The organism is Streptomyces sp. NPDC026673, assembly GCF_040638135.1.
Classification (GTDB): Bacteria; Actinomycetota; Actinomycetes; order Streptomycetales; family Streptomycetaceae; genus Actinacidiphila.
Genome location: NZ_JBEZXR010000006.1, coordinates 175639 through 187764, shown reverse-complemented (window position 1 = coordinate 187764; position 12126 = coordinate 175639). Strand labels below are relative to the sequence as shown.

At 72.5% G+C, this 12126-nt stretch carries 13 protein-coding genes; 3 read left to right on the top strand and 10 right to left on the bottom strand.

The window, feature by feature from the left end:
- The first annotated feature begins 27 nt into the window (after positions 1-27).
- Positions 28-894: an acyl-CoA thioesterase II gene (locus AB0F62_RS07690; RefSeq protein ID WP_361793341.1), complete on the top strand. Its 867-nt coding sequence runs from the start codon at positions 28-30 to the stop codon at positions 892-894.
- Positions 895-947: 53 nt separating this feature from the next.
- Here AB0F62_RS07690 and AB0F62_RS07685 read toward each other — a convergent pair whose 3' ends face one another.
- The 7 genes from AB0F62_RS07685 to AB0F62_RS07655 all read right to left on the bottom strand — a co-directional run bounded on the left by AB0F62_RS07685 (position 948) and on the right by AB0F62_RS07655 (position 8601).
- The gene (locus AB0F62_RS07685; RefSeq protein WP_361793338.1) at positions 948-2780 is read right to left on the bottom strand and encodes a hypothetical protein; all 1833 of its coding nucleotides are present in this window, start codon (positions 2778-2780) and stop codon (positions 948-950) included.
- The gene (locus AB0F62_RS07680; protein ID WP_361793335.1) at positions 2777-3838 is read right to left on the bottom strand and encodes a MoxR family ATPase; all 1062 of its coding nucleotides are present in this window, start codon (positions 3836-3838) and stop codon (positions 2777-2779) included. The genes AB0F62_RS07685 and AB0F62_RS07680 overlap by 4 nt, the downstream gene beginning before the upstream one ends.
- A gap of 115 nt (positions 3839-3953) precedes the next feature.
- The gene (locus tag AB0F62_RS07675; RefSeq protein ID WP_361793332.1) at positions 3954-4889 is read right to left on the bottom strand and encodes a DUF6397 family protein; all 936 of its coding nucleotides are present in this window, start codon (positions 4887-4889) and stop codon (positions 3954-3956) included.
- Positions 4890-4985: 96 nt separating this feature from the next.
- A complete protein-coding gene (locus AB0F62_RS07670; protein WP_361793329.1) occupies positions 4986-5465 on the bottom strand; it encodes a macro domain-containing protein in 480 nt (159 codons plus the stop codon).
- Positions 5466-5524: 59 nt separating this feature from the next.
- Positions 5525-5917, bottom strand: a complete 393-nt coding sequence (locus tag AB0F62_RS07665) for a DUF742 domain-containing protein (RefSeq protein ID WP_361793326.1) — start codon at positions 5915-5917, stop codon at positions 5525-5527.
- Between the two features lie 6 nt (positions 5918-5923).
- Complete coding sequence (locus AB0F62_RS07660) at positions 5924-6334, bottom strand: roadblock/LC7 domain-containing protein (protein WP_361793323.1); 411 nt, start codon at positions 6332-6334, stop codon at positions 5924-5926.
- On the bottom strand, positions 6331-8601 hold the full coding sequence (locus tag AB0F62_RS07655; protein WP_361793320.1) for a nitrate- and nitrite sensing domain-containing protein: 2271 nt from the start codon (positions 8599-8601) through the stop codon (positions 6331-6333). The genes AB0F62_RS07660 and AB0F62_RS07655 overlap by 4 nt, the downstream gene beginning before the upstream one ends.
- Positions 8602-8830: 229 nt before the next feature.
- On the opposite strand from AB0F62_RS07655, the gene AB0F62_RS07650 reads away from it, so the two are divergent.
- Both AB0F62_RS07650 and AB0F62_RS07645 read left to right on the top strand, forming a co-directional pair.
- A complete protein-coding gene (locus tag AB0F62_RS07650) occupies positions 8831-9850 on the top strand; it encodes an alpha/beta hydrolase (protein WP_361793317.1) in 1020 nt (339 codons plus the stop codon).
- A gap of 34 nt (positions 9851-9884) precedes the next feature.
- Positions 9885-10313 carry a PPOX class F420-dependent oxidoreductase gene (locus tag AB0F62_RS07645; protein ID WP_361793314.1) on the top strand — a complete coding sequence of 143 codons (429 nt, stop codon included), beginning with the start codon at positions 9885-9887 and terminating at the stop codon, positions 10311-10313.
- Positions 10314-10340: 27 nt separating this feature from the next.
- On the opposite strand, the gene AB0F62_RS07640 is transcribed toward AB0F62_RS07645, so the two are convergent.
- From AB0F62_RS07640 to AB0F62_RS07630, 3 genes are all read right to left on the bottom strand, one after another.
- Positions 10341-11000 (bottom strand): hypothetical protein, encoded by a 660-nt coding sequence (locus AB0F62_RS07640; RefSeq protein ID WP_361793311.1) that lies wholly within the window; start codon positions 10998-11000, stop codon positions 10341-10343.
- 147 nt (positions 11001-11147) lie between these two features.
- A complete protein-coding gene (locus AB0F62_RS07635; RefSeq protein ID WP_361793308.1) occupies positions 11148-11738 on the bottom strand; it encodes an ATP/GTP-binding protein in 591 nt (196 codons plus the stop codon).
- A complete protein-coding gene (locus tag AB0F62_RS07630) occupies positions 11719-12117 on the bottom strand; it encodes a DUF742 domain-containing protein (protein WP_361793305.1) in 399 nt (132 codons plus the stop codon). The genes AB0F62_RS07635 and AB0F62_RS07630 overlap by 20 nt, the downstream gene beginning before the upstream one ends.
- Between the last annotated feature and the right edge of the window lie 9 nt (positions 12118-12126).

The window sequence follows — 12126 nt, the reverse complement described above, 5'->3', positions numbered from 1 at the left end:
GACAACCGGCGCGAAGGAGCGCATCCGATGACCAACCCGGCCGAGCGGCTGGTGGACCTTCTGGACCTGGAGAGGATCGAGGAGGACATCTTCCGCGGGCAGAGCCCGCAGGAGCGCCTCCAGCGGGTGTTCGGCGGGCAGGTCGCGGGCCAGGCGCTCGTGGCGGCGGGACGCACGACGGACGGCAGCAGGCCGGTGCACTCGCTGCACGCGTACTTCCTGCGGCCGGGACGCCCCGGAGTGCCGATCGTGTACCAGGTGGAGCGGATCCGCGACGGCCGCTCCTTCACCACGCGCCGCGTGGTCGCGGTGCAGCAGGGGCGGACGATCTTCAACCTGACCGCCTCCTTCCACCAGCCGGAGCCCGGGTTCGAGCACCAGTTGCCGATGCGCGAGGTCCCGGATCCGGAGAGCCTGCCGAGGCTCGCCGACGAGCTCCGGGAGCATCTTGGCGAGCTGCCCGAGCAGTTGGAGCGGATGGCGCGCCGGCAGCCGTTCGACATCCGCTATGTGGACCGGCTGCGGTGGACCGCCGAGGAGATCGAGGGCGCGGAGCCGCGCAGCGCGGTCTGGATGCGGGCGGTGGGCCCGCTCGGCGACGACCCGCTGGTGCACACCTGCGCCCTCGCCTATGCGAGCGACATGATGCTGCTGGACGCCGTGCGCGTGCCGGTCGAGCCCCTGTGGGGACCGCGCGGGTTCGACATGGCCTCGCTGGACCACGCGATGTGGTTCCACCGGCCGTTCCGTACCGACGAGTGGTTCCTGTACGACCAGGAGTCGCCCATCGCGACCGGCGCCCGCGGCCTGGCCCGCGGCCGCATCTACGACCGCGAGGGCCGGCTGCTGGTCTCCGTGGTCCAGGAAGGGCTGTTCCGGAAGCACGGGGACTGAAGGCGGCGAGGCCGGGGCGGGGCGGGCCGTGTCCTGCCCCGCCCCGGCCGCCCTCAGCGCATGCGGAAGACCGGCCCCCGCGGCGTGAAGGGGAGCCGGGCGCTCTCCGGGACGAGGAAGGCGTGTTCACGGCGAACCCGCAGGACGTCGCAGTCGCCGTCCGTGATGACCAGGATCGGAGCCGTCGGCGGGAAGTCCCGTGCGCGCTGGAGGAGGTCGACGGCGGGCTGCAGCACGGTGCCGCCGCGGCCCCTGACTCGTACCCGGTGGGCGATCTCGGTCACCGGCAGGTAGCCCGCGTCGAAGGGGGCCGCGTCGCAGAACACCACCCGGGCCGCGGTCACGTCGCGGGCGGTGGCGTAGGACGCGATGGCGCCGAGCGCCTTGCCGAGCAGCGCCCGGCTCATGGACCCGGAGGTGTCCAGGACCACGCCGAAGGTGCAACGGGCCACCTCCTGGGGCGGGAAGGCGCGACCGGCCCGGGGAATGTCGGGCGTGGACGCCTGCCGCCGCGCGGGGCGGGAGAAGCTGCGCACCGCCTCCGGGCTCGGCACGTACTCGTCGAACCAGCGGGCCAGCCTGGCGTCCCACGGCAGCGGTGGGTGGGACAGCGCACGAATCTCCTCGATGAGTCCGGCGGGCAGGAATCCGCGCTTGCGCTGGTGCAACTCGAAGCCCTGGAACAGCCCGCGCCGGTAGAACTCGTCCAGGTCCAGCCAGGTGGGGGCCGTCTCTCCGGGGCGCGGCAGCGGCTCCCCGAGGACGTCCCCGAGGCCCTTGCCGCGCAGCGTGGCCAGACGGCGCACCCGCCGCTGGTCGCGGACGATCCGGTCGTACACCTCCTCGCTGGACAGTCCGGCGAGCTCCGGGTCGTGCAGCAGCCCCTCGGGCATCTGCCCGACGCCCATCTCCACCAGCCAGCCGTTGATGACGTAGTCGGCGGCGACGTTGAACAGGTAGGCGTCCCGCCCGCCACGGCGTTCGCCGTGGCGCAGCGCGGCGTGCAGCATCTCGTGGGCCAGGATGAAACGCCACTCCTCGTCGGCGTACCGGCACAGGGGGTTGAGGTAGATCTCCCCCGCGTCCGCGTTGACCGCCGCCACCGAGATCTGCTGGGCACGGGCGAGTTCGGCGTCGGCGACCAGGGTCATCCCGGCGGCGATGCCGCCGAGCAGCGGGTAGGAGGAGACGAACCAGCTCAGGGCGCGTTCCCAGGGGCGCTGCGGGCGCCGGGCACCGGTGAGCTCCTCCCGGCGGCCTCCCGCGACGTCCATGGCCGCCGACATCGTGCGGGTCAGGGCGCTCGCGAAGGCCACGGTCCAGTCCTCGGGCGTGGACCAGGGCTGGTGCCAGGGGCGGAGCACCTGGTCGGGCAGCGTGCCCGCGACGCCGCACGCCGTGAACCCGGCCGGGATGCCGTCGCGACGCCAGCGGGCGGCAAGTTGCTCCTCGTCGCCGTCCGGGAATCCCTGCGGAAGCGCGACGGGAGCACGGCCCACGGGGAAGGTGTCCAGGAAGCGGTTGACCACCGTGCAACGGGCGGCCAGATCGAACCGGTCGGGCTGCTCTCGCACGCCCTTCGCGGCCGGCACATGGCCGAAGCCGAGGTGCAGGAGGCAGTGGGCCACCACCCACGCCCACTCCTCTGGGTCCGCGCGACGCAGCGGGTCGGCGTGCACGACGCCATTGGAAGTGACCGCCGCCCAACCGCCGCGAGGGTGCTCCTCGCACTCCTTGCTCCGGCACAGACGTCCGTTGACGGCGGAGAGCGCGGCAAGGGCGGTGTTGCGGCGGAGCAGGTCCACGCCGGCGGCGAAGGCCTCGGCCGCCGGATCCTTGCGGGGTGCCGACCGCCCCCGGGACGTGTCTCCGCGTGCACCGCTCACCGGCGCGCCTCGACCAGCCGCGGCATGTCCCGGGCGGCTTCGAGGAGGAACCAGGAGGGCAGCACGGGGTTGTCGTCGTCACCGTCGGCGATCACCGTCTGGGCGACCTCGACCGAGATCTCGGCCAACTGCACCAGCAGCGCCTTGGCCCGGTAGGCGAACTGCCGCACCGCCGGGGACGCGTGCTCCCGCTGCGCCGGCAGCTCCTTGATCAGACGGCCGCGGAAGGAGTCCGCGAGGTAGTAGAGCAGATCACGGTCCTCGATGCGGCGCGGCCAGGAAGCGTCCCCCTTGAGGATGGCGTCCAGACCGTAGGAGTGCCGGACGATCTTGACATAGCCGCAGAAGGCCGTGGCGTGTGCCGGGGTGAGCGTGCCGTACGCGAGCACCTTCAGCGTCTCCTCGTCCAGGGCGGGTCCGAAGGAGTGGAGCGCGTCGGAGAGCATGTGCCAGGCGCGCGGAGTGGAGAACGGCTCCTCGGTCTTGGGCGGAGCCGACCACAGGTGGTCCGGCCGGTCGGTGAGGTGATCGACGATCCACGGATGGATGCCCGCGCTCGCCGCCCAGACGAGCCAGTCCGCGGCGGAGGCCCGCAGGTGGACGTGCGCGAGCCGGTTGACCAGGGCGGAGGCCATCGGCCGGGCCAGTGCGTTGTCGGTGGTCCGGTTGCCCGCGCCGATCACGATGCTGCCCGGCGGCAACTCGTACGAGCCGATGCGCCGGTCGAGGATCAGCGAGTAGAAGGCCTTCTGCACATCGGGGGTGGCCGCGTTCAACTCGTCGAGGAACAGGCAGTACGGCTCGTCACGGGCGATCGTCTCCGGCGGGCAGAACCTGGAGCGGCCGTCGACGATCTGCGGAACGCCGATGAGGTCCTCCGGAGCCAGCTGGGTGCCTATGAGACTCACGCACTCCAGCCCCAGCGAGTCGGCGAACTCCCTGACCAGGGACGACTTCCCGATGCCGGGGGCGCCCCACAGGAAGACCGGCCGGACGGTGGCCAAGTTGAGCAGCAGCTCGGGCATCTGGGAAGGCGAGACGGTGACGACACCCTGCAAGCGCGGGCTCCTTGACTGTTCGGGGATGGCGGGCGCACGGGCAGCGCCGGCCGGCCCGAGCAGTCTCGCCTGCGCCGCCATCCCGTCGCATCTGCTTTTCACGGCGCGCCCGCGATCACCCGAGGCCGAGGAAGCGGCGCCAGCGGCCGGGCGGTTCGACGGGCGGGGGCAGGGGCGGGGACGGGGGCGGCGCAGCTGCGGGTGGGGGCGGGGCGGCCGGTGGATCGTGGGCGGGAAGGGGCGCGGGGACACCGGGCGGGGTGGAGGCGGCGGGTGCCACCCGCTCGGGGCGCGGCACGGGGCGGGACGCGCGGGCCCGCAACAGGGCGTCGGCGAGGGAGACCTGGGCGAAGGTGACCTCGTCGGGGTCGGACGCGACGGTCAGGGCCTCGATGACCTCGCGTGTCGCGTACGAGCCCGTGCTGCCGGGCGGCAGCGCCGGGCACAGCCGCCGCAGATACGCGCGCTCATGGTTCTCCGGTACCGCGCCGGCCGCCGCTTCGGGACCCAGCAGGGCGGCCCAGGCGGCCGCCTCGGCCCAGGCGTCCTCCGCGTCCCGCACCAGCTCCTCCACCCGGCGCGCCCGCCAGCCCCGGCCGCGGTGATCCTCCCCGTCGTCGAGGGCGTCCCTCAACTCGACGGGCAGCCGGCCCTCGAGCAGCGCCGGATGGGCCCGGGCGAACCGCCGCACCTCCTCGGCGAGATAGAGCCAGACGACCGCGCGGTAGCGATTGACATACCAGCGGACGGGGCGGAGGAAGCCGCCCTTGGCCAGTCTGGTGAAGCGCTCCCGGCTGATGCCGATCAGCGCCGCGCCCTCCATGCCTCCCACCAACTCCAGCCGTTCGCGCAGGCGGTCGGGGAAGCCCTCCTCCGCGCGCAGCCGGTCCACATCCTCCCGGACCACGCGCCGCCGGCCCGCGACGGCCGGCGCCGTGCGCACTTCGCCGGTCTGCAGCGCGACCTCGAACTCCTCGGGCCCCAGGCACAGTTCCTCCCGGGCGCGCTGCATGCCGAGCGCCTCCCGGACGGCGGTCTCCTTGACAGCCATGCCACTCCCCCTGACCTTCCGCAACGACTCATCACTGACAGTCACGACGATAGGTCCTGGCGCCGACATCCGCGGGGGCCTGTGGATAACTCCGCGTCACCCCCCGTGGTCGTACACCGTCACGGCGATCCCCTCGCGTACGAGCCGCTCCTCGATCAAGGGCGCCACGCGCTCCCACCGTCCGCCCGCGAGGCCGCAGCCGATGCGCGGCATGTGCACGGACGCGCCCAGCTCCCGGGCCTTGCCCGCCACCGCGGACAGTCCCGTGTCGATCGCCTCGTACCGCACCGGCACGCCCTTGCTGCCCGTGCGCATGCCGTGCTGGCCGATCAGGTTGGCCACCCACACCCACTCGCCGACGCGCACGAACTGGACGGCGCCGAGGCCGAAGTCGTTCCCCGCGCGCTCCCGGTGCCAACGCCGGTACGCCGTCTCGGGCTCCGGCCAGCGGCGGGAGAGTGCGAGCACGAACCCCTTGCCCCAGCCGCCCAGATCGTTGCAGACGTGGACGATCAGCTTGACGCCCTTGCCCTGTGGCGCGGTGGCGTCCCCTCTGGCGTATGTGATCCCGTCCATGCCGTCACGCTACGCCCCATGGCCGACATCGCCGCCGGCCGGCGGACCGCCGAACCGGCTCACAAGGCGCGCAGGCCGTCGATCACGTCCTTGAGCAGCCCCACGTCGGGCAGCTCCGCCGGGGGAACCGGCCGGATGGCCCGCAGATGGCCCTCGCGCAGGAGGTCGCCGAGCAGTACCCGGACCACGCCCAGCGCCAGATCGGCCTCCGCGGCCAGTTCGGCCACGGTGAGCGGTCCCTCCCGGCACAGGTCCAGGAGGCCCAGATGTTCCTCGTCGAGGTCGTCGTCCGAGGTCGTGCCGACCGCTGCGACCATGACGGCGATCAGATCGACATCGCCGTCGGAGTCCGGCCGGGTGCGACCGCCGGTGATGGTGTAGGCGCGCACCATCGGACCGGCCTCGTCGTCATACCAGAGCGCGCCCTCGTCTCCCGGCGGGCTCGGGTTCATGCTTCATCACTCCCCCGGGGCCGCCGCGTCGTGCCGGCGCGGCGTGACACCGAGGTGTTCACCGACCCGGTGGACCATGAGGGTCATCTCGTAGGCGATCTGGCCGACGTCGGCCTGCACGCCGCTGAGCACGGAGAGGCAACTGCCCTCGCCCGCCGCCGTGACGAACAGGAAGCCGTCGTCGAACTCGACCATCGTCTGCCGCACGCCGCCCGCGTCGAAGTGCCGTCCCGCGCCCTTGGCGAGGCTGTGGAACCCGGACGAGACGGCGGCCAGGTGCTCGGCGGTGGCGCGATCGAGACTGGTGCTCGCGCCGGTCACCAGACCGTCGCTGGAGAGCACCAGCGCGTGCCTGACGTGCGGCACCCGCTCGGTCAGATCGTCCATCAGCCATGTGAGTCCACTGCTCACCGTCATCCCCCGTTCTCCCCGGTCTCCGCTGTCCCTTGCGGTGTTGCGGCGTCCCTCCCGCGGGCCAGGCCGCGGGCGAACGCCGTGATGGTGGAACGAGCCTCCTCCGGAGATCGTTCCCTTTCCGTTCCCCCACCGGGTGACTCGGCCGGGCTCTCGTGCACGGCGTCGTCCCTCAGTTGCGCTACGAGACTGGCCTGCCGCTGCCGCTTCGGCAACCCCGTCCCGGTGCGCCCGTCCTCACGCGGCCTGGTCGGTCCGCGTCGCGGCCTGGGTGTTCGCGGTGCCGTGTCGGCCCGGTCGGGGCCGGCCGACTCCGGCACCGCGCGCGGGCGGAGCACTTGCTCGCCGGTTTCGGCGTCGTCACCGGAGGCGTCCACGAGTACGGACTGCGGGACGAACACGACGGCCACCGTACCGTCGTACCGGCCGCGGCGCAGCGTGACGCGCACACCCTGCCGGGCGGCGAGGCGGCCGACGGTGAACAGGCCCAGGCGGTCCGTCTCGGGGAGGTCGGTCCCGGCGGCGGCCTCGCCGAGTTCGTTGTTGGCCTGGGCGAGCCGTTCGGGACTCATCCCGAGGCCCCGGTCCTCGACCTCCAGGACGTAACCGCCGGCGACCGTCTCTCCGCGCACCTCGACCTTGGTGTCGGGCGGCGAGAAGGCGGTGGCGTTGTCGATCAGCTCCGCGAGCAGGTGCAGGACGTCGGCGACGGCGGGACCGGTCAACGCCACCCGGGGCATGCGCCGTACGGTGACCCGCTGGTAGTGCTCGACCTCGCCGACCGCGGCGCGCGCCACCTCCGCGAGCCGGACGGGGCGCCGCCAGGCACGGCCGGGAGCGTTGCCGGAGAGGATCAGCAGACCCTCCGCGTGCCGGCGCATGCGGACGGCGATGTGGTCGACGCGGAAGAGGTCCTCCAGGTCCGCCGGGTCACCCGAGCGGCGCTCCATGGCGTCGAGGAGCGTCAGCTGGCGGTGCAGCAGCACCTGGCTGCGGCGGGCCAGGTTGGTGAAGACCGCGGCGACGCCGCGACGCAGTTTCTCCTGGTCCACGGCCGCCTGCACGGCCGCGCGCTGCGCGTTGTTGAAGGCCCGGCCCACCTGTCCGACCTCGTCGGCGCCGAAGCGCAGGTCGGGCGCGGCGCGGGCCACCGCGGCGTCGTCGAGTTCCTCGCCGGCGCGCAGCCTGCGGAGCACCTCGGGCAGGCGTTTCCCGGAGAGTTCCAGGGCCTGGTTGCGCAGCAGGGTGAGTCTGCGGGCGATACCCCGTCCGATGAGCAGCGAGACGACGACCGACAGGATCACGAGGAACAGTCCGGCGAGGCTCACCGCACCGGTCCGCACGAGGACGTCCATGCCGTCGCCGCGAGCCTGCTCGCCCACTTCGCGGGCGGCCTCGACGTTGACGTCGCTCAGTTCGGCGAGCGCCCGGTCGGCGTTCTGGCGCCAGCGGTCGCGGGAGACGACGAGGCCCACGTCCCCGGCACCCGCCGAACGGGCCGCGGTCTCCATGGAGTCCAGCGTCCAGGCGACGCTGCCTCCCTCGAACTGGTCGAGGCGTTCCTTCGCGGCCTTCGTCAACTCCGGGTCGACGATGGTGTGCAGCAGCTTCCGGCCGTCGATGGTGCCGATGAACTCGCGGTACTGACTGGGCGTCATGGGCGAGCCGACCTGCGCCGCGGTGAGCATCGCGTCCTCGCGGGAGAGCAGTTCCCTGGCCCGTACGAGCTCGATGACGAAACCGCCCTGCCGGGCGACCTCGCCGCTCTGCAGGGCGACGAGCGCTCCCCGGAGCCGGAAAATGGGGTCGATCACAGCCGAGTAGCGGTGCAGCGTCATCGACCAGCCGATGTCGCGCTGCCGGACGTCCTGGCGCAGCGGTTCGAGGTCCTTCGCCGCGGTGATCAGCTCGGTGAGCCGCCGCCGCTGGGTGAGGTCGAGGCCGGCGCCCTGCGCCTGCTCTCGCGCGTGGTCGCGGACGATGGTGAGCAGAGTGTCGCTGGCGCGCTCGCTGCGTTTGAGTTCGGCCCCGCCGGTCGCGCCGTCGGACGCCACATAGGCGACGGCAAGGCGCCGCTCGACCTGCAGGGCGCGGCCGAGGTCGTCGGCAGGGGTGCCGTAGTAGCGATAGGTGTCGGCGATCCCCATGAGGGCGAATCCCCCGCGCACCGAGGTGAAGGTGCTGTATGTCCACAGACCCGCCAGCGAGAGCAGCGGCACCAGGAGGAGTGCCACGAGTTGCGTGCGGATGGTGCGGGGGCGCAGGCGCATGCGTCAGGTCCTCGGTCGACCATGGGTTCGATGGGGAGGCGCACAGTCTGGCCCAGGAAGGGTCCCTTTGAGGCGCCGACTGTGACATCTCACAATCCCTTTTCCCCGGGACGCAGGGGAGCACCGGGCACGAGGGCGCGTCGAGGCCGCCGCAACCGGCGCAAGCGCGTTCACGTCGCCCTAACGGTGCGGCATTGCGGGGGTAACCCCGCTGTCGCACGCTGGACGCATGGAACGGGGACAGGTCGTGCGCCGGGTCTACGGTCCCGCCCCGGACGCGGAGGACGGCTCGCAGGGCGTTCCTCTGGTCCACCGCGACATCCACGGCTACCGGCGTGCGTTCCGGCTGGGCGGCAGCGGTCCGCCGCTGCTGCTGATCCACGGCCTCGGCGACTCGTCGGCGACATGGGCGCACATCCTGCCCCTGCTGGGGCGCCGCCACACGGTCATCGCGCCCGACCTGCTGGGGCACGGCGACAGCGAGCGGCCGCGTGCGGACTACGCGGTGGCCGCCTACGCGTGCGGCATGCGCGACCTGCTGGGCGTGCTGGACGTCGACCGGGTGTCGGTCGTGGGCCACTCGCTGGGCGCGGGCGTCGCGATGCAGTTCGCCTACCAGTTCCCGGAGCGCTGCGAACGCCTGGTGATCGTGGGCGGCGGCGGCCTGGGGCCCGAGGTACATCCGCTGCTGCGGCTGGCCGCGGGACCCGGCTCCGAACTGACGCTGCCCCTGGCCACCTCGCCCCCCGTGCGCAGGGCGTTGCGGATGCTCGCCCCTGTGCTGCGCAACACCGGAGGGCTCGGCCTGGGCCGGCACGACTTCGACTACGTCCTCGAGCGCTATCTCACGCTGGACAGCTCCATGGCGCGCCAGGCGTTTCTGCGCACCCTGCGGGCCGGCGTGGATCTGCGGGGCCAGGTCATCACCATGATGGACCGCAGCTATCTGACGGCGGGCCTGCCCACCCTCATCGTGTGGGGCGAGCACGACGGGGTGATCCCGGTGCGCCACGCTCTGACGGCGCACACCGCGATGCCGGGCAGCCGGCTGGAGCTGTTCGAGGACGCGGGGCATTTTCCGCACCATGACGCGCCCGAGCGTTTCGTGGAGGTGCTGGAGGACTTCCTCGCCGCCACCTCGCCGCAGGAGTACGACCCGGTGCGGTGGCGCCGTCTGCTGCGACGGGGGCGGGTGGACGTACCGCTGTACCAGGAGGCGGAGCCGCCACATCCCTCCAGCGGGTCCTGAGGCCGTCCGCCGCCTTCCGGGGCAGGATGGGGGCATGGGACACAGGATGACCGAGGAAGAGTGGCGGGCCTTCGTGTCCGCCGGGACGCGCACCGGGAAGCTCGCGACCACGCGGGCGGACGGCACGCCCCATGTCGCGCCCATCTGGTTCCTGCTCGACGGGGACGACATCGTGTTCAACACGGGGAAGGAAACGGTCAAGGGCCGCAACATCACGCGCGACGGCCGGGTCGCCCTGTGCGTGGACGATGACCGGCCGCCGTTCGCGTATGTGGTGGTGCAGGGTCGGGCCGAGGTGAGCGAGGATCCCGGCCCGCTGCGGGAGTGGGCCACCCGGATCGCCGCCCGCTACATGGGCGAGGACCTCGCCGAGGAGTTCGGGGCGCGCAATGGGGTGCCCGGTGAACTCCTGGTGCGGGTGCGGGTCGACAAGGTGCTCGCCGAGTCCGGTGTGGCGGACTGAGCGCGGGGCGCCCGCCGCCCGCCCGGGTCAGCGGATCGGCTTGCCCCCGTTGGCCTTCTTGCCGTTGGCGCCCATGGCCCACCAGGTGCCGCCCACACCGTGGCCGTTGGTGTCACCGGGCTTGGTGTCGCCGGCGAACCAGTAGACGGGCCAGCAGTTGTACGACAGTTGCTTGGTGCCGTCGGGCCGGGTGTAGGTGCTGACGAGCTTGGGGTTGAGACCTGCGGCCTCGGCCTGCGCCTTGGTGACGGGCTTGGCCGCCGGCCACTTCTTCAGGCACTCGCCGGTGCAGTTGGAGACCATCGGCCAGTCGGTGTCCTTGTCGAAGCGGTACAGGGTGCGGCCCTTGGAGTCGACCAGGATGTCGCCCAGCTTGGCGTCGTTGACGACGGAGAGGATGGGCCACTTCTTGTCGGAGGCGGCGTCCGCGCTGCCGCTGTCGGAGCCCTCGTCGCCGCCGGTGTAGCCGTCGTCGGTGCCCGAGGAGGCATCCGCCGAGGTCTCGCTGTCGGACCCGTAGTCGCCCGCGGAGCCCGGCTGCGCGGTGGCCGACTGGGCCGCGTTCTGCTGCTGGGCCGCCGGCGCCACGCTGCTCGCCTGGTTGTAGCCGTTCGACCCGCCGCAGGCGGTGACGAGGAGGAGGGCAGCGGCCGTTCCGGCGACTGCGGCACCGATCCGCTTGTGCATCTGGACTCCTTGCGCGGTAGGGGCGTCGGGGCCCGTGCGCCCCGTCTGGCCACCTGTACGCACCGGATTCCCCGCCCTCTCAATGCACTCTGAATTTCTTCATCGGCGGCGCCGTTCTGCTAGGGTGCCCCGCTCGTCCGCGATCGGTCAGCGCACGGACTCCAGGAGGCGGGCCGCGTGCATGCGTCCGGCGTGCTCCACAAGGGAGATCAGCACCTCCTTGCCCGATGCGCGGTCCCGCGCGTCGCACAGGACCACGGGGGTGCCGTCCTGGAGGTCCAGGGCGCGGGCGATGTCCTCCGGCAGGTGCTCGTGCGAACCGGGGAAGCGGTTGACGGCGACGGCGAACGGGATCTTCCGGTGCTCGAAGAAGTCCACCGCCGGGAAGCACTCCTCCAGGCGGCGGGTGTCGGCGAGCACCACAGCGCCGAGCGCCCCTTGTGACAGCTCGTCCCAGAGGAACCAGAAGCGGTCCTGTCCCGGGGTGCCGAACAGGTAGAGCGACAGGCCGGCCCGAATGGTGATCCGGCCGAAGTCCATCGCCACCGTGGTCGTGGTCTTCCGCTCCACTCCCCCGGTGTCGTCCACATGGCGCCCGGCCTCGGTCAGTTGCTCCTCGGTGCGCAGCGGCCGGATCTCGCTCACCGCGCCCACCATGGTGGTCTTGCCGACCCCGAAGCCCCCCGCGATGAGGATCTTCAGGGCCATGACCGGCGTCTCAGAGTGCCCGGAGTCCATTGATCACCTCTCGCAGGATGCGCTCGTCGGGGAGTTGCGCCGGCGGTACGGGCGTACGCACCCGTACGCTGCCGAGCGCCATGAGGTCGCCGAGCAGGACGCGTACGACACCCACCGGCAGGTCGGCGTCGGCGGCGAGCTCCGCGACCGACAGGGGCTCGTCCCGGCACAACGCGAGCAACGCGGTGTGCTCGGGTTCGAGCGTGGGATCGTCGGCGGCGCCGGGTTCGGCGAGCACCTGGGCGATCAGGTCGAGGGCGGCGACCGCCGTGCCGGGCCGGGTGCGGCCGCCGGTCATCGCGTACGGGCGTACGACGGGCCCGGCCTCGTCGTCGTACCAGTGGCCGCCGGGCTCTCGCGGCTGCCGAGCGTTCTTCACCCCCGCGCC